General features: G+C 70.1%; 26 protein-coding genes. 13 read left to right on the top strand and 13 right to left on the bottom strand.

What is annotated here, in order from left to right:
- Positions 1-35 precede the first annotated feature (35 nt).
- Positions 36-1,067, top strand: a complete 1,032-nt coding sequence (locus LV75_RS07760; protein ID WP_253886109.1) for a helix-turn-helix transcriptional regulator — start codon at positions 36-38, stop codon at positions 1,065-1,067.
- Between the two features lie 22 nt (positions 1,068-1,089).
- On the opposite strand, the gene LV75_RS35835 is transcribed toward LV75_RS07760, so the two are convergent.
- Positions 1,090-1,284, bottom strand: coding sequence for a DUF397 domain-containing protein (locus LV75_RS35835; protein WP_372504148.1), 195 nt, complete (start codon positions 1,282-1,284; stop codon positions 1,090-1,092).
- Between the two features lie 324 nt (positions 1,285-1,608).
- Here LV75_RS35835 and LV75_RS07755 point away from each other — a divergent pair, with 324 nt between their 5' ends.
- Together LV75_RS07755 and LV75_RS07750 are read left to right on the top strand one after the other, a co-directional pair.
- Entirely contained in the window at positions 1,609-2,466 is an 858-nt protein-coding gene (locus LV75_RS07755; protein ID WP_253886108.1) for a helix-turn-helix domain-containing protein, read from the top strand.
- 90 nt (positions 2,467-2,556) lie between these two features.
- On the top strand, positions 2,557-2,913 hold the full coding sequence (locus tag LV75_RS07750; RefSeq protein WP_253886107.1) for a hypothetical protein: 357 nt from the start codon (positions 2,557-2,559) through the stop codon (positions 2,911-2,913).
- A 584-nt stretch (positions 2,914-3,497) separates the two neighbouring features.
- Here LV75_RS07750 and LV75_RS07745 read toward each other — a convergent pair.
- A complete protein-coding gene (locus LV75_RS07745; protein WP_253886106.1) occupies positions 3,498-4,265 on the bottom strand; it encodes an MBL fold metallo-hydrolase in 768 nt (255 codons plus the stop codon).
- Positions 4,266-4,472: 207 nt separating this feature from the next.
- Here LV75_RS07745 and LV75_RS07740 point away from each other — a divergent pair, with 207 nt between their 5' ends.
- Positions 4,473-5,135, top strand: coding sequence for a L,D-transpeptidase family protein (locus LV75_RS07740; RefSeq protein ID WP_253886105.1), 663 nt, complete (start codon positions 4,473-4,475; stop codon positions 5,133-5,135).
- Position 5,136: 1 nt separating this feature from the next.
- Here the strand turns inward: LV75_RS07740 and LV75_RS07735 are convergent, their stop codons facing one another.
- The 9 genes from LV75_RS07735 to LV75_RS07695 all read right to left on the bottom strand — a co-directional run bounded on the left by LV75_RS07735 (position 5,137) and on the right by LV75_RS07695 (position 14,334).
- Positions 5,137-7,119 carry a caspase family protein gene (locus LV75_RS07735; protein ID WP_253886104.1) on the bottom strand — a complete coding sequence of 661 codons (1,983 nt, stop codon included), beginning with the start codon at positions 7,117-7,119 and terminating at the stop codon, positions 5,137-5,139.
- Between the two features lie 214 nt (positions 7,120-7,333).
- The gene (locus LV75_RS07730) at positions 7,334-7,714 is read right to left on the bottom strand and encodes an effector-associated constant component EACC1 (protein ID WP_253886103.1); all 381 of its coding nucleotides are present in this window, start codon (positions 7,712-7,714) and stop codon (positions 7,334-7,336) included.
- A gap of 429 nt (positions 7,715-8,143) precedes the next feature.
- The gene (locus LV75_RS07725) at positions 8,144-9,571 is read right to left on the bottom strand and encodes an aldehyde dehydrogenase family protein (RefSeq protein ID WP_253886102.1); all 1,428 of its coding nucleotides are present in this window, start codon (positions 9,569-9,571) and stop codon (positions 8,144-8,146) included.
- A complete protein-coding gene (locus LV75_RS07720; RefSeq protein ID WP_253886101.1) occupies positions 9,568-11,019 on the bottom strand; it encodes an aldehyde dehydrogenase family protein in 1,452 nt (483 codons plus the stop codon). Before LV75_RS07720 ends, LV75_RS07725 begins: the two co-directional genes overlap by 4 nt.
- A 169-nt stretch (positions 11,020-11,188) precedes the next feature.
- Positions 11,189-11,707, bottom strand: a complete 519-nt coding sequence (locus LV75_RS07715; protein WP_253886100.1) for a DUF3558 domain-containing protein — start codon at positions 11,705-11,707, stop codon at positions 11,189-11,191.
- A gap of 29 nt (positions 11,708-11,736) precedes the next feature.
- Positions 11,737-12,114, bottom strand: a complete 378-nt coding sequence (locus tag LV75_RS07710; RefSeq protein ID WP_253886099.1) for a hypothetical protein — start codon at positions 12,112-12,114, stop codon at positions 11,737-11,739.
- 160 nt (positions 12,115-12,274) lie between these two features.
- The gene (locus tag LV75_RS07705; RefSeq protein ID WP_253886098.1) at positions 12,275-12,826 is read right to left on the bottom strand and encodes a DUF3558 domain-containing protein; all 552 of its coding nucleotides are present in this window, start codon (positions 12,824-12,826) and stop codon (positions 12,275-12,277) included.
- 14 nt (positions 12,827-12,840) lie between these two features.
- Positions 12,841-13,218 carry a hypothetical protein gene (locus LV75_RS07700; RefSeq protein ID WP_253886097.1) on the bottom strand — a complete coding sequence of 126 codons (378 nt, stop codon included), beginning with the start codon at positions 13,216-13,218 and terminating at the stop codon, positions 12,841-12,843.
- Between the two features lie 150 nt (positions 13,219-13,368).
- Positions 13,369-14,334 carry an AraC-like ligand-binding domain-containing protein gene (locus LV75_RS07695; protein ID WP_253886096.1) on the bottom strand — a complete coding sequence of 322 codons (966 nt, stop codon included), beginning with the start codon at positions 14,332-14,334 and terminating at the stop codon, positions 13,369-13,371.
- Between the two features lie 264 nt (positions 14,335-14,598).
- Between LV75_RS07695 and hpaD the strand changes: the two genes are divergently transcribed.
- The 7 genes from hpaD (at position 14,599) to LV75_RS07660 (ending at position 21,712) form a co-directional block, all read left to right on the top strand.
- Complete coding sequence (gene hpaD / locus LV75_RS07690; RefSeq protein ID WP_253886095.1) at positions 14,599-15,465, top strand: 3,4-dihydroxyphenylacetate 2,3-dioxygenase; 867 nt, start codon at positions 14,599-14,601, stop codon at positions 15,463-15,465.
- The gene (locus tag LV75_RS07685; RefSeq protein WP_253886094.1) at positions 15,462-16,859 is read left to right on the top strand and encodes a fumarylacetoacetate hydrolase family protein; all 1,398 of its coding nucleotides are present in this window, start codon (positions 15,462-15,464) and stop codon (positions 16,857-16,859) included. The genes hpaD and LV75_RS07685 overlap by 4 nt, the downstream gene beginning before the upstream one ends.
- Complete coding sequence (locus LV75_RS07680; protein WP_253886093.1) at positions 16,856-17,530, top strand: GntR family transcriptional regulator; 675 nt, start codon at positions 16,856-16,858, stop codon at positions 17,528-17,530. Before LV75_RS07685 ends, LV75_RS07680 begins: the two co-directional genes overlap by 4 nt.
- A gap of 64 nt (positions 17,531-17,594) precedes the next feature.
- Positions 17,595-18,521, top strand: a complete 927-nt coding sequence (gene dapA / locus LV75_RS07675) for a 4-hydroxy-tetrahydrodipicolinate synthase (protein WP_253886092.1) — start codon at positions 17,595-17,597, stop codon at positions 18,519-18,521.
- Positions 18,522-18,569: 48 nt separating this feature from the next.
- On the top strand, positions 18,570-20,069 hold the full coding sequence (gene hpaE / locus LV75_RS07670) for a 5-carboxymethyl-2-hydroxymuconate semialdehyde dehydrogenase (protein WP_253886091.1): 1,500 nt from the start codon (positions 18,570-18,572) through the stop codon (positions 20,067-20,069).
- Positions 20,070-20,267: 198 nt separating this feature from the next.
- Positions 20,268-20,927, top strand: a complete 660-nt coding sequence (locus LV75_RS07665) for an SDR family NAD(P)-dependent oxidoreductase (protein WP_253886090.1) — start codon at positions 20,268-20,270, stop codon at positions 20,925-20,927.
- The gene (locus LV75_RS07660; protein ID WP_253886089.1) at positions 20,924-21,712 is read left to right on the top strand and encodes an SDR family NAD(P)-dependent oxidoreductase; all 789 of its coding nucleotides are present in this window, start codon (positions 20,924-20,926) and stop codon (positions 21,710-21,712) included. The genes LV75_RS07665 and LV75_RS07660 overlap by 4 nt, the downstream gene beginning before the upstream one ends.
- Positions 21,713-21,802: 90 nt before the next feature.
- On the opposite strand, the gene LV75_RS07655 is transcribed toward LV75_RS07660, so the two are convergent.
- Both LV75_RS07655 and LV75_RS07650 read right to left on the bottom strand, forming a co-directional pair.
- Positions 21,803-22,096: a hypothetical protein gene (locus LV75_RS07655; protein ID WP_253886088.1), complete on the bottom strand. Its 294-nt coding sequence runs from the start codon at positions 22,094-22,096 to the stop codon at positions 21,803-21,805.
- Positions 22,097-22,164: 68 nt separating this feature from the next.
- On the bottom strand, positions 22,165-22,311 hold the full coding sequence (locus tag LV75_RS07650) for a hypothetical protein (RefSeq protein WP_253886087.1): 147 nt from the start codon (positions 22,309-22,311) through the stop codon (positions 22,165-22,167).
- A gap of 151 nt (positions 22,312-22,462) precedes the next feature.
- On the opposite strand from LV75_RS07650, the gene LV75_RS07645 reads away from it, so the two are divergent.
- Positions 22,463-22,870: a type III secretion system chaperone family protein gene (locus LV75_RS07645; RefSeq protein ID WP_253886086.1), complete on the top strand. Its 408-nt coding sequence runs from the start codon at positions 22,463-22,465 to the stop codon at positions 22,868-22,870.
- 130 nt (positions 22,871-23,000) lie between these two features.
- On the top strand, positions 23,001-23,246 hold the full coding sequence (locus tag LV75_RS07640) for a DUF2630 family protein (RefSeq protein ID WP_253886085.1): 246 nt from the start codon (positions 23,001-23,003) through the stop codon (positions 23,244-23,246).
- Positions 23,247-23,608 lie beyond the last annotated feature (362 nt).

Genomic DNA, 23,608 nt, shown 5'->3' with positions numbered 1-23,608 from the left:
TTCTGTAACCGGCATGGGCGCGAGGAGGCGATCCGATGGACTCGACGATGGTGGCGTCGGCGCTGCGGATCGGGGCCGCCCTCGGCAGCGCGGCGGACGTGGAGTGGGACGAGGTGTTCGACGCCGTCACCGGCGCCGTGCCCGACGTGTGCGCCGCCCAGGTCGTGGGCTGGGACCCGGTCGCCAGCCGGTTCGTCATCCTCGCCGAGCGCGGCTACTCGCGGTCCATCTCCCACGACCTCGCCCACGAGCTCCCGCGCACCCGCTGGGGTGGGCAGCTGTTCGACTCCGAGGTCCCGCTGCTCATGGACGACGCCCCGCACAACTTCCGCGACTCGCCGCACTACCAGGAGAACCTGCGGCCCGCGGGCCTGGAGGACGGCCTCTCGGCCGCGCTGCGCCTCGGTCAGCAGCGCGTCGTGGGGATGCTGCACATCAACGCCTCGGTCCAGGGGGCCTTCGGCGAGCGCACCCGCTCGTTCGTCAGCGAGCTCGAGCGGACCATGGCGCGCCGGGTCGACCCGCTGCGCTCGCCGCGCTTCGAGGCCTGGTTCGGCCCCGAGTGGACCGCCAACCGCCTCGTGCCCGGCGGCACCCCGCTCCCGCTGGCCGACCGCGCCGCCTCGCCGCTGGCCGACGACCCCAAGATCCAGGCCATCGGCGCCGCCTTCGCCGACCTGGGCGTCGGCACCGTCGCCTTCCTCTGGCCCGGCCCCGACGGCTGGTACCGCGTCCGCCTCCTGCGCGTCCCCGACGGCCTGCGCCCCGGCGTCATCCTGGCCTCCGCCCCGTACGCCAACCCCATCGGCCTCACCGCCCGCGAAGTGGACGTCGCCACCGGCATCGTCGCGGGCCTGAGCAACCAGGCCATCGCCGAAAGCCTCGTGGTCAGCCGCCGCACGGTGGAGACCTACGTGGAACGCCTCCTGGGCAAACTCGACTGCCAATCCCGAGGCGAGGCCGCAGGCGTGGCCGCCCGCGCAGGCATCATCCGCCCCACCGCCACCCCCGGCGGCGTAGGCGACCTCAACCGCCTCACCCGCGGCGCCGAACCCCACTGGCTTTGACCGCTCGATGAATACCCCGGCGTTATAGCGCCGGGTTATCAGTCATTCCCGGGGATGTCCGCGCGAATTCGACGAGCCGAGACCGCGACCGTGCGGAAATGTCCAGTTTCTGTCGCGGATTCTTCGAGTCCCGCACTCCGGTTGAACTCACTTCGACGCACTTTCCGGCATCGCATCGGCTGCTCTTCCGCCAGTCGACGGGTTTGGGAAGAGACACTAAAACCGCCTCGTGATGGCCCCCTGGGCGGGGGCGAACTCCATGATTGTTCCGCTTTCCCGGCGTCGTGGAATCCGCTGCCCGGGTGGGCTGAAAACGGGACACGGGGGTCGACGTGCACTCCGCGAGGGTCTGTCACTCTGGGTAGTTGAGAGTCTGGTGTTAACTCGACCGGCGAGTGATGTCGGGCGGGTGGCTCGCGGCGTCGGTCCAGGGCGGGGTGTACCTTGGCAGGTGGGAGAGGGTGAAGGCATCAGAGTGATGGCGTCACTGTGATGCCCTCGGTTCAACGAGTGAACACTTAAGGGGTACATCGTGGGTCGGATGCCGGACCCGTCGGTCAAGCGCAAGTACGGCGGCAGAAGACTGCGCCGCAAGCGTGAAGAGCTCGGCAGCACCCAGCACCAGGTCGTCGCCGCGCTCGACTGGTCGCTGTCGAAGTTGCAGCGCGTCGAGGCGGGTTCGCACGGCGTGTCCACCACGGACCTGCGCTCGCTGCTGGACCACTACGGCGTCATCGGCGCCGACCGGGAACCGTATCTGGACGACTTCCGCGCGGGCCGCGAGCGCTCCTGGTACGTGCCATTTCGCCCCGTGCTTTCCCCGCAGGTGATCAGGTTGTTCGGCTACGAGTCGATCGCCACGGCGGTCCGGCAGGTCAACCCGCTGCACATCCCCGGGCAGTTGCAGACGCTCGCCTACGCCCATGAGCAGCTCGCGCCGTACTTCGCCGGTGATGAGCTCGCTGCCGCCATCCGCGCCCGGGAGTTGCGTCAGCAGTTGTTGTGGGGGGCGGATCGCCCCGACCTGTCGGTCGTGCTGGACGAGGGCGTGATTCGCAGGCTCATCGGTGGTCCGGATGTGATGCGCGAACAACTCCAGCACCTGCTGCGGGTCGCGGATGAACCTCGGGCCAGCGTTCGGGTCGTGCCGTTCGGCGCGGGCTGGCACTACGGCCTCGAGGGCGCGTTCACCCTGCTCGACGTGGCCGCCGTCCAATCGCGCCCCGAGACAGTGCTCTACCAGGAGCAGGGTGAGCGCGACTACTTCACCGAGGACGACCCCGGGCTGCTCGCGGATTACGAACGCAAGTGGACTGCCCTCTGCGCGGTCGCCCTGAGCGAGGGTCGGTCAGCCGACTTGATCGCCGCCCAAGTACGACTGCTGGAGGAGTCCCGGTGATCGCCCAGGGCTGATGTCGCCAACGGCGTGTGCCGAAGCGGCATCCGATCCCAGTCCCCCCAGGCATCTCAGCCCCGATGGAGCATGTCCATGTCAGACCAGACGGATGAGTCACCCCCGGCGGCCCCGGGGTCCGCCACGGGCGGCGCTCAGCCCGAAGTCGCCCGGCCGCCGAAGGCCGCTGAGGCGCCACCCAGCCTGCGGCTGACCGCGGGCAGCGGGCGCCTGCACCAAGTGCTGAACTTCCTCACCCTGCTGGTGCGGGAGCCGGGCGCCAAGTCGTGGGTCATGATCTTCGTGATCGTCCTGGCCGTCGCGGGCGTCGGGGTGCTCGCGTACTCACTGCTGAGCAGGATGCCCACCAACGCGTGGTACGTCGGGGGAGCGGTAACGGCCGCGTTCCTGGGCGGGGGAGCCGTTCGCCGGTTGAAGTCCGGGAGGAAGTGACGTCCGCTCGGTCCCGCGGGTCTCGCTCCGCCCGCGGCCGGGCGCACCGGCGAGGTAGCCCACCACCGCCGCGCCGATCGCCGCCAACAGGAAGGGCGCGACCCGCCACGCCGACTGCGGGGGGAACACCTCGGAGATCGTCGAGACCAGTGCTGTTCCCAGTGCGCCCACCGCGACGCTGTAACCGAGGTAGCGGGCTGCGTTCGTCATGCCGTGAGTCGTCATCGGACCGGTCCTGATGTGGTCGGCTCGCTCGTGGCGGATTTTCGCACGATTTCCTCCCGGTCGTGGTGAAAACCTCGCACCGGTCTACCCCCAAGTCGTCGACAACAAGTCGATCTTGCCATGGCCGTGGTTCCGCCACATCATCGGGTGTCGCACCGTCGAAGGCAAGCGTAACGCGTACGCTGCGGAACTCACTCGTTCAGCGCAAAGATTCCGCCGAAATGCTCCGCGCATATGCACGGTATCTGGCGATTCACCGAACAAAGGGTCCGTGCTCAGCGGAATACCGACGAATCTGGGGAAGTCGACCCCAGGGTTGCGGTCCGGCCCGACAATCGATGGTTGGTCTGATCTCACCCTCACACCCGCGTGGGTTCGCCCGGGGTGAGCCAGCGGAAGCGGTTCTGGATGTCCGCGGGTGCGGTGAACAGGGTGCTCTCCACGCCCGCCCGGCCCTCGTGGAAGTGGGCCCAGCCCTCGTAGTGCACCGGGATCGCGACCCGGGGCTTCAGCGCGCCGCACAGGGCGACTGCTTCTGTGCCGGTCATCGTGTAGCGCAGGGGGCCGGTCAGCGGGAACCGCACGCTGCCCAGGTGCAGGACGGCTATGTCGACCTCCAGGCGGTCGATGACCTCCTGGGTCCCCGCGAAGGGCACCGTGTCGCCCGAGATCCAGAGGATGCCGGTGGTGGTGTGCAGGGCGAAGCCGGTCACCTCGCCGACGATCGGGCGGCTCAGGGGTGGGCCGTGGCGGCAGGGGGTGGCGGTGACGCGCAGTGGGGGTTTGTCGGGGGATTCGAGGGTGGTCTCCGACCAGGGGGCCAGGCCGGTGCCGGTGCGCAGCCTGCGGGCGCCCGCGACCGTGGTGACCAGCCTCGGGACCGTGGGCAGCAGGGCCCGCCCCGCCGCGTCCAGGTTGTCGCCGTGGTGGTCGTGGGTCAGCAGGACGGCGTCGAGCGGGCCCAGGTCGGCGGGGGAGAGGGCGGGGCCCGCGAGCTTCACCGACGAGATGCCCCAGCCGAAGGCGTAGCGCTCACCGGGCGGGTCGAACGTCGGGTCGGTCAGCAGCCGCCAGCCGTCCACCTCGATCAGGGTCGTCGGACCGCCGATGTGGGTCACTGTGGTCACGCTGTCACCGCCAGGTCGCTGGGAGGCCCATGATCACACCGGCCCGGCCGGGCGGACAGCCCCCGAACGGCCCACCGGCCGCCGCCTCCGCTAGCCTCGCCCGCGGTGATCGTCACCAACTGGGGGTGGCGGCCGCGGGTTCGGCGTGCTCGCCCGCCCGCGCGGGTCCATTCTGGACCCCGGATGGTCGACCAGGGGAGTCCTCGGATGCGCAATCGGTTGGTAGTCCTGCTCATGGTGCTGGGTGTGTTCACCGCTCCCGCGACGGCCTCTGCGGCCGCGGGGTCGCTGCCGCTGCCCTACACCGGCGACGCGAACCAGGTGATCACCGTCGTCGCGGCGAACCCGACCGCGACCACCGCGACCCTCATCGCCTGGAAGCGGACCGCCACCGGCTGGGTCGCCCAACTCGGACCGCTCAAGGCCTACGTCGGCTCGGGCGGCATCGGCCAGGCCAGCGAGGGCAGCACCAAGACGCCCGCGGGGGTCTGGGCGCTCACCGAGGCGTTCGGCCACCACCCGGCCGCGGGCAGGCTGCCCTACCGGCAGGTGGACACCTCGGACTGGTGGGTGTCCGATGTGAACTCCGCGCACTACAACACCCCGTACCGCTGCGCCCCCGGCGCCTGCCCGTTCAACGAGGCCGCGGGGGAGAACCTGGGCAAGGTCGGCCGCGCCTACGACCGGGCGGTCGTCATGAACTACAACCGGTCGCCGGTCGTCAAGGGCGCGGGCTCGGCGTTCTTCCTGCACGTCAGCACCAACCAGCCCACGGCGGGCTGCGTGAGCCTGGGTCGCCCGCAGATGGACGCCGTCCTCAACTGGCTCGACCCGGCCGCCCGCCCGGTCATCAACATCGGCCTCGGCTGAGTCAGACCCGCGCCCGCTGCGGCCACAACGCCACCACCACCGCCGCGACGCTGATCGCAATGTGGACGGTGGACAGGATGACTTCTCGCGAGTCGATCGCGGGCTGTACCAAGAGCACGGTCGTCGCGGCCGCACCCACCCGCGCCACGACGGGTGCGTCAAGAAGCGGTTGTGCTGTTAGAGCGACGGTCGCGGCGACAACGTAAACCGGCCAGTCATTGGTTTCCTGGCTCAACGAGATGCAGGCGTTGAGGATCAACAGGACGTGGAAGGCGCTGGCGCGGACCACGGGCTCGCCCGCTCGGGCGCGGTCGACCTGATCAGCCACCACCGTCGTCACCAGGATCGCGGTCCCCGGCAGAAGACCCACCCAGCCGAAGCCCTGGGAGAGCGCCACCAGCGTGACCACCGCGCCGAGTCCGGCGCCCAGTTCCAAGCGCCACCCGGGCCTGACCAGCCCGCTGTGGATCACGAGCGCGACCAGTGCGCCGAGCAGGCCGTAGAGGATGACCTGCCCGGAGATCGGCGCGAGGACGCCGAGGGTGCCGAGCTTGGCGATGTGCGCGCCTGCCGCCGCGACGAGGGCGAAACCGGTGCCGAGGACCAGTTCCCGCGCGCGGGTCCGCCGGACGACGAGCACACCCACCAAGGTCGCCGCCAGCAACCAGATCGCCAGGGTCCCGACGACCACATAGGTGAACGACGACGGGAAGCGGTCGTAGGCGGTCGACTTCATGAGCTGGTCGGGGTCGCCGGTGACCATCGCCAACGCGAGTACGGCCGCGGCGGCCAGCACACCACCGACAACCCGCCACACGACTCGGGCGCGTTCCCCGGGGATCGGTGTGGGTTCGGCGAAGACCTCGGGCCCCACGGCAAACCAGGGCGGGCTCTCCCAGGGCTCCAGGACGGGGTCGTGTACCGGCTCCTCAGCGCGTTCGGGCGGTGCGGCGGGGATCTCGGCTGCGGGAGCGGGCAGGAGCGGTTCGGGTGGTGTCGGCTCGGGTGGTGGTGTTGGCCCGGGCCGGGCCGTGGCCAACGCTTCGGTGGCGGCGGTGACCACCGTGCGGCTGTCGTCGTCGGCCAGTGATTCCAGGGCCAGTCGGGCGGCCAGCGCCAGGCCCTCGTGCCCGCCGGTCAGCAGCCGGGCCAGGTCGTCCACCGCACCCGCCCGCACCGACCGGTTGGGGTGGACCACCGCTTCCCGCAGCTCCAGCGGCAGCTCCGAGGGCACCGTCACCGGGCGGCCGCGGCGGGCGATGAACAGGTCGCCCTGCAGGTCGAAGACCCACTTGCCCGGGGTCTGGTTCGGGGTGGCCGCGCGGACCCGGTCGTAGACGTACTCGTAGAGCTCGTCCAGGCCCACCATGCCGTCCTGGTCGCGGTCGGCGTCCCCGGTGCGCAACCCCTCCACCAGTGCGCTGGTGAACACCGACGGCCCGCCCGCGGCGGTGTCGGTCAGCTCCTGGCCCTCGAAGGCGTACTCCATCGCGCTCGACGCCGTGAGCACCGCCCGGCCGCGGCCCTGGAACTGCTCGTCGAGCGCCACCGAGGTGCCCGCGCGGGCGACCATGCCCCGGCCGAACGCGCCCGCGTAGCAGCAGTCCAGCAGCAGCACGACCCGGCGCGCGCGGGTCCGGTTCATCAGCCGCTGCACGAAGTCGCCCGCCACCGCCGTCGCGCCGAGCCGGTTGAGCTTGGTGCCGGTGGTGGCGAAGTAGAGGTCCCCGCTCGCGTCCTTCACGCCGTGGCCGGAGAAGTACAGCAGCAGGAGGTCGTCGGGGGCGCGGTCGGCGAAGAAGTCCTCGATGGCCTCGTTGGTGTCCGCCGCACTCACGTTGTGCAGGGTCCGCACCGCGAACCCGCCGATCTCGGGGTCGTCCAACACCGCCGCCAACTGGTCGGCGTCCTGCCTGGGCGCGCGCAACTCCCGCAACCCGGCGTCCTGGTAGGCGTCGTTGGCCACGATCAGCGCGTGTCGCATGCGGCTCCCCTCCCCTTGACTACATCGGGTGCCCGAGCCCTCGCGTATCGGTAACCGATGTCGGAATCCAGCCGGCGACCACCCGCGGGTACGAGCGCGAAGACGGCACCAGTGGCCCGTCGGCGTCGGCTGTTCGGCAGCGCGGTCGCTGTTCCTCGGCGTGGTTCAACGCCTGGTCGCGATGTTCGCTGACGCCTGGCGGTGGTCGGGCGGGCTACGGGGTGAGCTCGGGCCGGTCGCCCTCGGGGTTGAGGAAGGACTCGATCAGGCGCTGGTCTTCGCGGGCGCGGGCACCGGTGATCTCCAGGGTGCGGCCGTCCTCGGCGGTGATGGTGAGCTTGCGGTCGGTGGCCCGGGTGATCCAGTCGCGCACCGCGCGGGCGAGTTCGACCAGCACGGGGGAGGAGCTGACCGCGACCACCAGCGTGGTCACCACACCGGGGTCGACGCCCTTGCTGTGCGCGGGGGGCGCCTCGTCCGCACCGAAGTCCACCGCGTCGACGTCCAGCTCCAGCAGTTCCGCGCGCAGCTGCCGGGTCAGGCCATCGGCCTCGGCCTCGTCAGCGCCGTGCACGTGCACCGAGATCGACTTCATGACGCCACACCGTAGCGGGGCCCACCGACCCCGCCACGGCCCGGGCGACCGAGGCTTCACCCGTTCCAGCGACAGAAGTTATCCACATGTGGATCTTCAGCTGGGGTTTTCCAAGATCCACTGTCGGTGGGGCCTAGTAGACTGGCCCTGGGGCCGCCCCCCGGAGAGGGTGGGGGCTGGGCGTCGCGCGGGGCGGGTGGAACCCGGCGTGGGTGGACTCGCCGTCTGGCGTGGTCGGAACTCCGTGTGGTCGGACCAAGTGCGGGTGGCACTGGGTGCGGTCGGGACCCGTGGGCTCGACGGGACTTCGACCGCGCTGGTTGGGCTGGCGCGAAAGGGCTCGGACCCGCTGGGACCGGAATGGGCAAGCCGGTGCGAACGGGCTCCGTGCGCCCGGACCCGGCGTGCTGGGCCCGGGCGGCGGGGGGATCAGGTGACGAACTCGGTGAGCACCATGACCTTGGGCTCGGTGAGGTCCAGCATCGCCGACTGCACGCCCTCGCGGCCGACGCCGGAGTCCTTGATGCCGCCGTAGGGCATCTGGTCGGCTCGGTAGGTCGGTACGTCGCCGATCACCACGCCGCCGACCTGCAGCTTCGCCGTGGCGTGCGCGGCGACCCGCAGGTCGTGGGTGAAGACCCCGGCCTGCAGCCCGTAGCGCGACCGGTTGGCCGCGGTGACGGCGGCGTCCACCGAGGCGACCCGCTCGACCACGATGACCGGGCCGAACACCTCCTCGGTGACCACCGCGCAGCCCTCGGGCACGTCGGCGAGCACCACCGGGTCGATCGCGTTGCCGTCGGTCCTGCCCCCGGTGAGCAGCGTGGCGCCCCTGGTCACCGCGTCGGCGACCCAGTCGCTGACCCGGCGCGCGGCGTCGGCGTTGATCAGCGGGCCGACGTGGGTCACCGGGTGCGCCGGGTCGCCGGTCGGCAGGGCGCGCACGTGCTTGACCAGCGCGGGCACGAACTCGTCGTAGACGTCGGTGTGCGCGTACACCCGCTGCACCGACACGCACGACTGGCCAGCCTGGTGCGTGCCGAACGCGGCGACCCTGGCCGCGGCGCCCTCGATGTCGGACCAGTCCGGGGCGATGATGACCGGGGCGTTGCCGCCGAGTTCGAGCAGCACGTGCTTGCGCGGGTTGGCGTCGTTGATCCGCCAGCCCACCGCGTCCGAGCCGGTGAACGAGATGACCGGCAGCCTCGGGTCACCGACCAGGTCGGCGATCTGCGGGTTGGTCATCGGCAGCACCGACCAGGCGCCGGGGGGCAGGTCCGTCTCGGCGAGCAGCTCACCGAGCAGCAGCGCCGACAGCGGCGTGGCCGGGGCGGGCTTGATGATCACCGGGCAGCCCGCGGCGATGGCCGGGGCGAGCTTGTGCGCGACCAGGTTCACCGGGAAGTTGAACGGCGTGATGCCCAGCACCGGCCCGCGCGGCACCTGGCGGACCAGGGCGACCCGGTCCTCGGAGCCGGGCTCGGTGTCCAGCCGCTGCACGGTGCCGGAGAACCGGCGGGCCTCCTCGGCGCCCCAGCGGAAGGTGGCGACCGCGCGGGTCACCTCGGTGCGCGCCCAGGTGATCGGCTTGCCCGACTCGCCGGTGATCAGCGCGGCGACCTCGTCGAGCCGCTCGGCCAACCGGCGCGAGACGTGCTCGAGCGCGTCGGCCCGCACGTGCGCGGGGAGCGCGGCGACCTCGTCGCGGGCGGCGGCGGCCGCGGCCACCGCCTCCTCGATGTCCTCGGCGGTGGCGTTGCTGGTGACCCCGGTGACCGCGGCGTCATAAGGGCTGCGCACGGTCACCGGGGAGTTCGAGGTGCGGGGCTTGCCCGCGACCCAGTAGGGCGTGCTCACTGCGCTGCCTGGCCGTAGTGCATCCAGACGCCCTTGATCTCGGTGTAGGCCTCGATCGCGTAGGGACCCATCTCGCGGCCCCACCCGCTCGACTTGAACCCGCCCCAGGGGGCGGCCGCGTCGGGGATGCACGGCATGTTCACGAAGACGGCGCCCGCGCGGATGCTGTCGGCGAGCCGGTGAGCGGTGCGCACGTCGTCGGTCCAGACAGAGGCGGCGAGGCCGTAAGGCGAGTCGTTGACGCGGTGGATGAGTTCGTCCTCGCCGTCATAGGCGAGCACGGTGAGGACCGGGCCGAAGATCTCCTCGCGCACGATCGCCATGTCGTCGGAGACGCCCGCGAACACGGTGGGGCGGTAGAAGTTGCCGTTCGCGAGGTCGCCTTCGCCGCGCGAGCCACCGGCCACCAGCTGCGCGCCTGCGGTGACGCCACCGCGCACGTAGGAGTCAACCTTGGCGAGGTGCTCGGCAGTGACAAGAGGGCCAAGCTGGGTGTCGGCGGCGCTACCGGGGCCGAGCTTCAGACCGTCGACAGCCTTACCGAGCTTCGTGGCGAACTCGTCCACACGGGCCGAGTCGACATAGAGGCGCGCGAAGGCCGCGCAAACCTGGCCACTGTTGAGCAGACCGCCCGCGACGGCACCAGCAACGGCCGCGTCGATGTTGGCGTCCTTGGCGATGACCGTGGGGGTCTTACCGCCGAGTTCGAGGGTGACCCGCTTAAGGTCGTTAGCGGAAGCGGCGACGATGTCCTTGCCGACGGCGGTCGAGCCGGTGAAGGAGACCTTGTCGACACCGGGGTGCCGCACGAGGGCCTTACCGGCCTCGGGACCACCGGTGATCAGGTTCACCACGCCCGCGGGGACGCCCGCCTCGGCGCACAACCGCGTCAGGTACGCCGCGGTGAGCGAGGTCTGCTCGGCGGGCTTGAGCACCACGGTGTTGCCGCACGCCAGCGCGGGTGCGAGCTTCCAAGTCATGATCATCAACGGGAAGTTCCACGGCGCGATCAACGCGCACACCCCGACCGGCTCGCGCTTGTCGAACTGCAGCGTGTCCGGGAACGAGACGGTGCGCACCGCGCCGTCGATCTTCGTCGCGAACCCGGCGAAGTACCGGAAGTGCTCGACGGCACCGGTCACGCTGACGGCCTTCGCCACGCCCAGCGGCTGCCCCTGGTCCAACGTCTCGAGGGCGGCGATCTCGTCGCCGTGCGCCTCGAGCAGGTCCGCGATCTTCCACAGGATCCGCGCCCGCTCGGTCGCGGGCACCCGTCCCCACACCGGCAGCGCCGCCCGAGCCGCCGCCACCGCCGCGTCCACCTCGGCCTGCCCGGCGTCCACCAGGGTCGCGATCCGCTCCCCACTGGCGGGGTCCAGGCTCACGAACTCCCCGACCCCCTCCGGGCGCACCCACTCCCCATCAATGTAAAGCCCCTCGGTGCGCATCGGCTCCCCTTCCTTGCCGCCATGGACGAACGCGACCCCCAGTCTCGAACGCCAGAGCACCATCCCGGTTGCCTATCAGCGCATGGCCATTGACCACCTGCGCCCGACGACCCACCAACCACGACGAGGCGGCCCCACCGGGGACCGCCTCGTCAAGGTGAAGATCGTGTCAGGGGAGTTCCGGCTCCACGAGCTTGGCCGCCGCGAGCGCGGGCGCACAGAGCTTCGTGGGGTCACTGCCCGCCGCGACTACATCGATGCGCGAGGTTTCGGTGATCTGGATGCTGACCACACAGCCCAGGGTGTCCTCGTCGACGCCCTGGGCAGCCTTGTGCTTCCCAACCTGGATCTCGGCGGTCTGGCTACGGAGGTCCTTGAGCCCGAGTTCCGGAATGTAGGCGACGTCCAGCGTGTAGCTGTCCGCCGAGGCATCTTTGCGCACCCGCCAGCTGCAGGCTGTTGCCCCGGTGATCTTCCTGGGCTTGGGTTCCCCTGTGACGCCGATCTCCTTGGCTGCCGACTCGGTCAGCAAGTCGCAGGGCTTGATCGAGTCGGGTTCGGCCGATGTGGGCTTGGTCGGACGTGGTGCCTCTGACGACTGCGTGGTAGGCAGTCCGGGTTCGGGCGTTCCCACCGTCCGCTCAGTGCACCCCGTGAGCAGTAGCAGGCCGGCAGCGGACACGAGCATGAGCGATCGCCTCACAGACCAGGGACCCTTCAGTTCATTTCGCGCGCGGCTTGCTGATCAACCTGCTGATAGTTTGCCATCGCTTGGCGGATGGCCTCCTCGCCTTGGACCAGGGAGGCGCGCAGTTGCAGCAACTGCGTGATGAAGCCCTGGTCGTCGCTGGCGACCTGTTGGAGGAAGGGCTTCATGATCTCTGCGTTGTTCGAACTCCCCAGCTTCGCGACTCTGGTGAGCAGGCGCAATTGCACCTGCTGCTCGTCTATCCACTCGACAAGATTGCCGATCGCCCTCAGCAGAGCCGCGCCGCCGTGCTCGTTGACAGCGAACCCACCCCTGGCGGCCGCCGACGCGAACTCGCCCATCTGGGCTCCGATGGCGCTGGTCAGGCCACCCTCGTTGTCGTACATCGTGCTCCCCTGTGTGCTCCCCGGCGGCCACACTAGCAACGATGCCCGATGGGCAACTGCGCAATGGCGTGATATGGGCACACGGAGTGAACGTCATCGAGGGTTCGATGCGACGCGGACTCCGCCCCATCGAGGACGATGACCACATCCGTGGACGAGGTCAGGGCAGCTTGGGGTCAATGATCTTCGCTACGTCCAGCGCGGGAGCGCACATCCGGCCCTGGTTGCCGCCCGTGACATACACGTCCACCCTGGACTCCGCGGTCAAGCCGAGCGCCACGACACAGCCCGCCGCACTGATTCCAGGTGCTTGAACCGCCTCGTGACTGCCCACGTTCACGGGTGTGGGGGTCTCACTGCTGACAAGGTCTTTCAGACCTCGGTCTAGGTAGTGGGTGATGTCGATGGAGTAGCTGTCCGCCGCTACAGGTTTCTCGACTCGCCAGCGGCAGGAGTTTGTGTCTTTGGTCGTCTTTGTGCGCGGTTCTTCGACGACACCAAGGCCACGCGCATCCGCGGTCGACAACAACTCGCATGGCTTGATGGAATCCGCCACGGGGGTTGTGGGCGCGTTGGTTCGAGAGGTTTTCTCCGTTGTGGCGGGCGGGCCGCTGTCGCCGGGCGTGGTTGGCGTGCCAGCGGTCTCGTTGTCGCAGCTCGTCAGGAGCAGGACCAGGCTGATCCCCGAGGTGATCCAGAACGAACGCCGCACAGGTCCGCTGCCCTTCAACTGAGTGATCCCGCCGCTTCGTGATCTTCCCGTTGATAGTTTGCCATGGCCTGCACGATCGCTTGATCCGCTTCGGTCAGGGACTTGCGCAACTGCGTCAGCTGCGTGATGAAGCCGCTGCTGTCGGTAGCCACCTGCTGCAAGAAGGGGGCCATGACCATGGCGTTGCTTGAGCTACCGAGTTTCGCGCGCTGGGTGAGCAGTTGCAGGTCCAGCTCCTGGTCGTCAATCCACCGGATCATGGAGCGGATGGCCTTCAGTAGCGCGTCGCCGCCGTGCTCGTTGACGGCGAAGCCGCCGCGCGCGGCCAGTGCGGCGAACTCCCCCATGACAGATCCGATGGCGCCCGCGGGGCCGCCGTCGCTGCTGTACATCCCGATGCTCCCCTAGTTCGTGACTAGGGGACCCTATCAACGTTGACCTTGGGGCAATCGTCGTATGGAAAGTTCGACACCTCAGTCAATGGCTACTTTGGGTAGCGTGAAAGTTGCCCAAGGTGGCGAGTGGCTGAGGTGTGGGTATCGTCAGTCGGCGCGGTGGGTGGCGCTGCGTTGGCGGTATTCGGAGGGGCTTAGGCCGTATTCGGTCTTGAAGGCGCGGCTCAGGTACGAGGCGTCTACCAGGCCCCAGCGGGCGCCGATGGCGCCGATGGCGAGTTGCTGCTTCGACGGGTCCGCCAGGTCTTGGCCGCAGCGTTCCAGGCGGCGTTGGCGGATCCAGCCCGAGACCGTCACGCCCGCGTCGCTGAAGAGCTTGTGGAGGTAGCGGGTGGAGATGTGGTGGGCGGCGGCGATCTCGGTGGGGGACAGGGCCGGGTCGTTGAGGTGGGTCTCCACATAGGACTTGATTTTCACCAGCAGCGCGCCGCGGGTGGACTCGGCTGGGACGTTGGAGTAGTCGACGCGGTCGGCCAGGGCGGTGCCGAGGAGGTCGACGACGTTGCGGGCCAGCCGGACGCTGCCGTAGACCTGCGGGTCGTCCAGGTTCCTGGCCAGCTGGACCAGGATCGACGACACGATGCCGGAGACGCCGGAGCCGCCGGAGAAGCGGGTGGCGGTGAGCTGCTCCACGTGGCCCGAGGGCAGGCACAGCATGTCGCGGGGGAACATCAGGACCAAAGTGGACGACACGTCGTCGAAGGCCAGGGTGTAGGGCCGGGTCGTGTCGTAGATGGCGAAGTCGCCGGGGTCGAGGGCGGCTTGGCGGCCGTCCTGCGACAGTCGCGCGGTGCCGTGCAGTTGGAGACCGAGCTTGTACATCTCGGGGTTGGCGCGGGCGATGGCGCGTTGCGTGCGGCGGACGGTGTGCGCGTCGGCGGTGGCCTCGTACACGGCGACGCTGCCCAGGTTCTGCCCGCGCAGGCGACCGCGGAAGGCCGCGCGCTCACCCGGGGCGGCCTCCAGCGGCACGAACGTCTGCGACACCGCGGACTCCCACAGGTCGAACTGCTGCGCCGCAGGCGCGCCCGCCGTCGTCACCGAATACGTCAACGCTGACCTCCTTGCCAGAGTGACACTGCGTGACTGGGAACACTCTGCCCCGCGCCCCGGTCCCGTCAAGGGTCGGCCCCGCACCGAGTCCGACCCGCAACACGTGATGCGCTCCGGGACAACCGCTGTGCGCGCCCTACCAATCAACCTACGCCGGAAGTGGGTACACCTGTTCCCATCGGCGGCACGCGCCGCCACCGGAGCCGAAATCATATGCGATCGGCTACATGATTTCGACGACGAAGTCCGATGGAGGAGGTCACCATGGGTGAGCTGGTCCTGGCAGCCAAGATCACGCACGTCCCGTCGATCTGGTTGTCCATCCAGCCCGGCAAGAACCACGGGATCCGCAAGCCCGCCGAGGAGGGCCTCGCCGAGGTGGGCAGACGGGCCCGTGAGCGCGGTGCCGACACCTTCCTGGTGGCCGATTCGCACTGGATGAACAGCATGTCCTTCCACGTCAACGGCAAGGCACGGCACGCGGGCAGCTACGCCTCGCACGAGCTGCCGCACTTCATCGCCGACCTCGAGTACGACTACGACGGTGCGGCCGACCTGGCCGAGCTCATCGGCGAGGAGATCAACGCCGGTGGACAAAAAGCGATGGTCCACGACGTCAAGGACCTCGGCCTGGAGTACGCGACCCTGGTGCCGATGCACTTCATGAACCGCCCGGAGAACACCGGCGGCGCCGAGCCGCTCAAGGTGCTGCCGATCGGCTGCAACATCTACTCCACCATCGACGAGAACCGCCGCGTCGGCGAGGCCATGCTGCGCGCCATCAAGCGCTCCGACCGCAAGGTCGCCTTCCTGGCCAGCGGCAGCCTCTCGCACCAGTTCCCCACCAACGAGATCTCCTCGCAGTACCTCAACAAGATCTCCAACCCGTTCAACGAGCAGGCCGACCGGGTCGTGCTCGACCAGTGGCGTGAGGGGCGCATCGCGGAGTTCCTGGAGACGCTGCCGACCTACAACGAGCGCTGCACCGGCGAGGCCGCGATGGCCGACACCGCGATGATGTTCGGCCTGCTCGGCTGGAAGGACTACAGCGGTAGAGGTGAGCAGCTCTGCGACTACTTCCCGAGCAGCGGCACCGGCCAGGTCATCGTCGACTTCCCGGTCCCGGCGTGAGCGGGCACCCGCTGGGTCTCCAGCCGTCGAAGATCATCGCGGTGCACCTGAACTACCGCAGCCGCGCCGCCGAGCGGGGTCGCTTCCCCGAGGAGCCGTCCTACTTCGTCAAGCCGCCGTCGTCGCTCTCGCACACCGGCGCCGACCTGGTCCGGCCCAAGGGCACCGTCCTGTCCGCCTTCGAGGGTGAGATCGCCGTCGTCATCGGCAAGCGCGCCAAAAACGTGAGCCGTTCGCAGGCCTTGGACTACGTCAAGGGCGTCGCCGCCGCGAACGACTTCGGTGTCCACGACCTGCGCTACGCCGACCGGGGCTCCAACCTGCGCAGCAAGGGCGCCGACGGCTACACCCCCGTCGGACCGGTCCTGCTGGACCCCCGCACCGCCGACCTGACCCTGCGCACCTGGGTCAACGGCGTGCTGGTGCAGGAGGCCAAGGTCGACGACCTGCTGTTCGACTTCGCCTACCTGATCGCCGACCTGTCGCGCACCATCACCCTGGAGCCCGACGACATCATCCTCTGCGGCACCCCCACCGGTGCCACCGTCGTCGAGCCGGGTGACGTCGTCGAGGTCGCCATCGGTGACACCGAGCGCTTGGTCAACACCGTTGTGGAGGCCGAGGCCGAGCTCCCCAAGCCGGGTGCGCGGCCGCAGGTGACCCCAACGGATCGCGCGATCGCTTACGGTAAGGACGTTCCCGCGATCAAGCCCGAGACCGAGGCAGCGCTCAACCAGGTGTCCACCGCGACCCTGTCCAGCCAGCTGCGCAAGCGCGGTCTGAACCACACGTTCCTCACCGGACTCGCGCCTGCTCGCCCCGACCTGCGCATGGTCGGCACAGCGCACACGCTGCGCTACCTCCCGTTGCGGGAGGACATGTTCGACGAGCGCGGCGGCGGCATGAACGCCCAGAAGCGCGCGGTCGAGGCGATCGGCGACGGCCAGATCCTGGTCATCGACTGCCGCGACGAGCACGGCGCGGGCACCATCGGCGACATCCTCGCCCTGCGCGCGGCCCGCCGCGGCGCGGTCGGCATCGTCACCGACGGCTGCCTGCGCGACAGCCCGTCGTTCCGCGAACTGGAGATCCCCACCTACTCCGCGGGCGCCCACGCGGCTGTCCTGGGCCGCAAGCACGTGCCCTGGGAGATCGGTGTCGACGTGGCCTGCGCCGGTGTGCTGGTGCGCCCCGGCGACGTGCTGGTCGGCGACGGCGAGGGCGTCATCCTGATCCCGCCCGCCATCGTCGACGAGGTCGCCGCGGACGCGCTGGAGATGGAGCGGCAGGAGAAGTTCATCCTGGCCCGCGTCGACGAGGGCGAGTCGGTCGACGGGCTCTACCCGCTCGGTCCGAAGTGGCGCGAGGCCTACCAGCGCTGGGACGGCGAGTGATCACCCCGGCCACCCCGACCAAGCCTGCTCTGGACGGCCGCTCCAAGACCCAGTACGCCTACGAGACGCTCAAGCAGCGCATCGTCGACGGCTGGTACGGCCCCGGCACCCGGCTGGTGTTCGACCGCATCGCCCGCGACCTCGGCGTCAGCGCCGTCCCGGTGCGCGAGGCGGTGCGGCGGCTGGAGGCCGAGGGCTGGGTCGTCTTCGAGCGCAACGTCGGCGCCCAGGTCGCCGGGGTGGACCCGGACCAGTACCGGCACGCCATGCACACGCTGGCGCTGCTGGAGGGGCACGCGATGGCCACGGCGCGGTTCACCCCCGCGGCGCTGACCCGCGCGGCGACGCTCAACGACCGGATGCGCGACACCCTCACCGAGTTCGACCCGCTGGGCTTCACCCGGCTCAACCGCGAGTTCCACCTGCTGCTGTGCGGCGGCTGCGCGAACCCGCACCTGCGGGACCTGATCACCCGGGAGTGGAACCTGCTCGACGTCCTGCGCCGCTCCACCTTCGCGCTGGTGCCGGGCCGGGCCCGCGAGTCGGTCGAGGAGCACGACGAGCTCTTACGCCTGCTGCGCACCGGCGCACCGGCGGTCGAGGTCGAGGCGTTCGCCCGCCAGCACAAGCTCAACACCGTCAACGCCGTCTCCACGGCGTCTGGCAAGTAGCGGTTCCGAGGTCAGGAACGATGGACCACCAGCACGTTTGCGAATGTCTACACTTGGAGACGCAATGAAGTTCCGCGCCACACCGTCGCTGATCAAGGGCTCGATCGCCCCGGTCGTCACCCCGTTCACCGCCGATGGCGCGGTGGACACCGAGGGCCTGCGCAGGCTCGTGCGCTGGCAGCTCGACTCCGGCTCGCACGGCATCTCCATCGGCGGCTCCACCGGTGAGCCCAGCGCGCAGAGCGCGGCCGAGCGCATCGCCGCGATGAAGGCGGTCGCCGAGGAGATCGACGACCGCGTTCCGTTCCTGCCCGGCACAGGTTCCACCAAGCTCGAGGAGACCCTGGAGATCACCGAGGCCGCGCACAAGCTCGGCGCCGACCTCGCGCTGGTCATCACCCCGTACTACAGCCGCCCCACCCAGGAGGGCCTGATCGCCTGGTACGGCACCGTGGCCCGGGAGTTCCCCGACCAGCCCATCGTGATCTACAACGTGCCCTCGCGCACCGCCGTGGACATCGCGCCGGAGACCGTGGCCACCCTGCGCCGCGCCCACGACAACATCGTGGGCATCAAGGAGACCACGAAGGACTTCGAGCACTTCTCGCACGTGCTGCACAAGTGCGGGCGCGACTTCCTGATGTGGTCGGGCATCGAGCTGCTGTGCCTGCCGCTGCTGGCCATCGGCGGCATCGGCTTCGTCAGCGCGCTGGCCAACATCGCCCCCGCCGCGGTCGCCAGGATGTACGAGCTCTACGTCGCCGGTGACCACGACGGCGCCATCGACCTGCACTACCAGCTCGCGCCGCTGGTGGAGCTGCTGTTCGTCGAGACCAACCCGGCACCGGCCAAGCACATCCTCAAGGACCTCGGCCTCATCGAGAGCGGCTTCGTCCGCGCCCCGCTGATCGAGCCGACCGCCAAGGGCCTGGAGCGCATCACCGCGCTGCGCGCCCAGGCCGAGCACCTGCTCGTCCGCCCCTCGCTCTGAACCGCCCTGCCGACCCCAGAACCGAGCTGACCCACCAAAGGAGCACCCATGGCCGAGCAGGCTGTTCCCCGCCCCGCCGACCTGCCCAGCGACCTGCGGCACTTCATCGACGGCAAGCCCGCGTCCAGTGTGGACGGTGCGACGTTCCCGGTCGCCGACCCGGTGACCAACGAGGTCTACGGCCGGGTGGCCGCCGGTGACGCCGCCGACATCGACCTGGCCGTCGCCGCCGCCAAGCGCGCGTTCACCGAGGGCCCGTGGCCGCGGCTGTCCGCCCGCGAGCGCGCCAAGGTCCTGAACAAGATCGCCGACGGCATCGAGGTCCGCGCCGAGCGCCTCGCCGAGCTGGAGTGCTTCGACACCGGCCTGCCGATCACCCAGGCCCGCGGCCAGGCGCACCGCGCCGCCGAGAACTTCCGCTACTTCGCCGACGTCATCGTGGCCCTGCACGAAGAGGCCTACATCGTCGGCGACAAGCAGGTCAACTACGCGATCCGCCAGCCTGCGGGCGTCGCGGGTCTGATCACGCCGTGGAACACCCCGTTCATGCTGGAGACCTGGAAGCTGGCCCCCAGCCTCGCCTCCGGCTGCACCGTGGTGCTCAAGCCCGCCGAGTGGTCGCCGCTGTCGGCGAGTCTCCTGCCGGAGATCATGGCCGAGGCAGGCGTGCCCGACGGCGTGTTCAACCTGGTGCACGGCATCGGCGAGCAGGCAGGCGCCGCGCTGGTGGCCCACCCCGACGTCCCGCGCATCTCCTTCACCGGCGAGAGCGGCACCGGGCAGATCATCATGCGCACCTCGGCGGAGAACCTCAAGGAGGTGTCGATGGAGCTCGGCGGCAAGTCGCCGTGCGTGGTCTTCGCCGACGCCGACTTCGAGCGGGCCGTCGACGCCGCGGTGTTCGGCGTGTTCTCCCTCAACGGCGAGCGCTGCACCGCCAGCTCCCGGGTCCTGGTCCAGCGCGAGATCTACGACCGCTTCGTCGAGGCGCTGGCCGCCCGCGCCGCCGCGGTCAAGGTCGGCTCGCCAGCCGACCCGGCCACCGAGGTCGGCGCGCTCATCCACCCCGAGCACTACGCCCGGGTGCTGGAGTACGTCGAGATCGGCAAGCGCGAGGCCCGCCTGGTCGCCGGTGGCGAGCGCCCCGCGCACCTGACCGAGGGCAACTTCCTGCAGCCGACGGTGTTCGCCGACGTGCGCCCGGACGCCCGGATCTTCCAGGAGGAGATCTTCGGCCCGGTCGTCGGCGTCACCCCGTTCGACACCGAGGAAGAGGCCGTCGAGCTGGCCAACGCCACCAAGTACGGCCTCGCGGGCTACGTGTGGACCAAGGACCTGCAGCGCGGGCACCGGGTCGCGCGCGCGGTGCAGTCGGGCATGGTCTGGATCAACTCGCACAACGTGCGCGACCTGCGCACCCCGTTCGGCGGCATCAAGGCCAGCGGCGTCGGCCAGGAGGGCGGTGTGCACAGCATCGACTTCTACAGCGACGTGCGCGCCATCCACGTGGCCGTGGGCGACCTGCACACTCCCCAGTTCGGGAAGTAGGGCGAGTTCGGCAAGCAGGGCGAGTTCGGCAAGTAAGGCGAGTTCGGCAGGCACGTCCTAGTCCCGCGGTGCGGCCCCGTGGCCGGGTCCCACGACCCGGTCACGAGGTTGGCGCCGGGCGAACATTCGTTGTCCGGCGGCGCACTAGTGACCTTGGACGTGCCGGAAACCGGCGGGTGGGCAATTAGCGTGCCCGCCATGGGCAGCTTGGACGGGAAGGTGGCACTGGTCACCGGCGCGGGCTCGGGTGTCGGCGCCGCGATCGCGCGCCGACTCGACGCCGAGGGCGCCACGGTGGCCGTGCTCGACGGCGACTCCACCGGGGCCGAGTTGGCCTCGCGGGGACTGCGCCGGGGCATGGTGGTGCGCGCCGACGTCGCGGACCCGATCCAGGTGGACGGCGCCGTGCGCGCGGTCGTCGACCACTTCGGCAGGCTCGACGTGCTGGTGAACAACACCGGCTCGGGGGAGTGCGGCCCGACCGCCGCGGGCTCCACAATGGACATAACGGACGAGCAGTGGCACGCGGCGCTCGCCGCCCGGTTGGACGGGACCTTCTACGGCACCCGGGCGGCGTTGCGGGCGATGAAGGGCCAGGGCAGCGGTGTCATCGTGACCGTGGCGGCCGAGTGCCGCCACCTCGCCCACCACAGCGCGGTCGACGGCGCCATGCGCGGGTTCACCGCGGCGGTCGCGCGCGACGTGGCCCCGTTGGGCATCCTGGTCGGCGGGGTCGCCCCGGACTGCGCCGACTACCTGGTGCCCGACGACATCGCCGCCGCCGTCCTCGGCCTGCTCGGTCCGGACGGCGAACGGCTCAGTGGACAGACGATCACGACGAGAGGGACGAGCGGATGAGGTTCGCGGACACGGTGGTCCTGATCACCGGCGCAGGCACGGGTATCGGGGCCGCCACGGCGCGGCGGGTGGTCGCCGAGGGCGGCAAGGTCGTGCTCACCGGGCGCCGGGAGGCCCCGCTGCGCGAAGTCGCCGACCCGTTGGGCGAGGACGCGCTGGTGGTGCCCGCCGACGCCGCGGACTCCGCGTCGATGAAGGCGGTCGTGGCCGCCACCCTGGAGCGCTTCGGTCGGCTCGACGTCGTGGTGGCCAACGCGGGCGGGCACGGCCTCGGCTCGGCGCTCGACACCGACGACGCCAGTTGGCAGCAGGCCATCGAGGTCAACCTCACCACCGCGTTCATCACCATCCGCGAGTCGCTGCCCGCGCTGACCGCCCGCGGCGGCTCGGTCGTGCTGGTGTCCTCGCTGGCCGGGCTGTTCGCAGGCCCAGCGGTCGCCGGGTACGTCACCACCAAGCACGCGCTGATCGGCCTGACCCGCTCGATCGCCCGCGACTACGGCAAGCACGGTGTGCGCGCCAACGCGGTGTGCCCCGGCTGGGTGCGCACCCCGATGGCCGACCTGCAGATGGACGAACTGGCCGCCATCAAGGGAACCGACCGCGACGGCGCTTACGGCATCGCCACCGAGAACGTCCCGCTGGGCCGCCCGGCCACCTCCGAGGAGGTTGCCGCGGTGATCACCTTCCTGGCCTCCAAGGACGCCGCCATCGTCAGCGGCGCCGTGGTCACCGCGGACGCCGGGTCCAGCGCGGTCGACCTGCCGACCATCGCCTTCGACTGAGCACCGGCCGGGCGGGGTCGCGTGCCCCGCCCGGCGTTCGGTCGCGCTCCTGCGCCTGGTGGTCACATCGGCGTGGTCACATCAGCGTGGTCACCTCGGCGGGGTCGCGCACTGGTCCCACGGGGTTTTGGCGTTGCCGGAACCGGTCATGTACACCGTCGCCACACCCCACTGCTTGTGGACCCCGTAGCCCCGGTCCCACACGAAGAGCTTCCACAGCTTGCCGTTGACACCCTTGCCGGTGAACTCCCACTGCCCGTTCGTGGCCAGCTTGAAGGTGCTGGGGGTGGCCAGCAGCCGCTTGACGCACGCTTGCAGGGCCCGCCACGCGTATTCCGTTCGCACGCCCGCGTGTCCGTTGATGATGTGCCTGATCCCGAACATCGTGCCTCGCTCGTGCGCGCCGCACCTGAGGTACACGTCGTCCCCGGTCGCGTTGTCGACGAGGACCGTCAGCCGGGGTCGAGGGCGGCGGCGTCCTCATTGCACACCTCGAACGGTGCCGCGGCGACGGCTGGCGCCGACAACGCCGCGGTTGACACCAGTGCCAGCACCAGCGCGACCACCAGGGTCAGCGGACGGCGGGAGTTGCGGGTCATCTGTTTCCTCCAGGTTCGTCGAGTGCCTGATCGACCGGGTCAGCAGATCAGCGGGCGGTCCGGTCCGGACCGGATTCGGCCGCGTTCACCCCACGGGGCGGCGCGCGTCACGCCTTCGGGCCGTGCGTAGCCGAGCCGCTACCCTGTGGGCATGGCGACATGGCGCGAGCTGGTCCAGTACGTGCGCGAGGAGTACGAGGTCATCTCCAGCTCCGACGACGAGATCCGCATCCTGTTCAACTTCGAGGAGTTCGACGAGGACGACGAGCGCACCCAGGTCGTGATCGTGGCCAGGGAGGTGCTCGACGCCAAGCACGAGTGGGTGCAGATCGCCTCCCCGGTCGGCACCGCGGACAAGGTCGACCTCAGGGCGCTGCTGACCGAGATCGGCCAGTCCTCCATCGCCTGCGGCGCGGCCATCATGGGCGACCACGTGGTGCTGCGGCACTCGCTGCCGCTGAAGGACCTCGACATCCACGAGTTCACCGACCCGCTGGAACTGCTCGCGGGCACCGCGGACCAGATCGAGGAGATGTTCTTCGGCGGCGACAACTACTAGTGGTGCGACCCAGAACGTCGACCGTGTCTCGACCCGCCCATACACGGCCAACGCCCTGAGTCGAGCCGCTAGTCGCCCGCCCGGTACCGGGTGGCGTGCCGCCCGGCCGCGGGCCTGCCAGGCTGGTGGCATGGACGACACCGAGATCCTGGCCAGGGTCGGCGCGCTGGTCGACGAGGAGCACCGCCTGCGCGAGTCGGCCCAGCGCGGCGACCTGGCACCCGAGCGGGAACGGGCGCGGCTCGCCGAGCTCGAGGTGGCCCTGGACCAGTGCTGGGACCTGCTGCGCCAGCGCCGGGCCCGCCGCGACGCCGGTGCTGACCCGGACCGGGCGGGTGTGCGCCCGCCCGACGAGGTCGAGGGATATCAGCAGTAGCCACCCGCGCGGTTGGCCCCACCGTTCCCACCAACCCCACCGGTCGTGACCGGTGGGGTTTTTCACGCCATTGGCGGCGGTTGAACGCACCGTATGGCGGAATGTCCGGTCTGCACAGTCCGGTCAGGGGTATACCGGATAGTGCGCACAGGTTGTAATCATGGAGTTCGGCCGCGCCCGGGTGCTGTTGAATTGCGGGCTACCGGCGCGTTGTTATGGATCGGTGTTATCGCGCATTCGCATCTCGCGGGCTCGCGTACCGCGCCCGGTCCATCTCATTGCGGCGTTCGGACCAGCTCAGACGGCGGTATTCACAGCGCGTTCCGGGCAATCGTGTGAATCTATAGGCTCGCGTTATGAGC

Origin of the sequence: Actinokineospora diospyrosa (assembly GCF_024171925.1) — a bacterium.
Lineage (GTDB): Bacteria > Actinomycetota > Actinomycetes > Mycobacteriales > Pseudonocardiaceae > Actinokineospora > Actinokineospora diospyrosa.
This window is presented reverse-complemented; position numbering and strand designations above follow the sequence as displayed.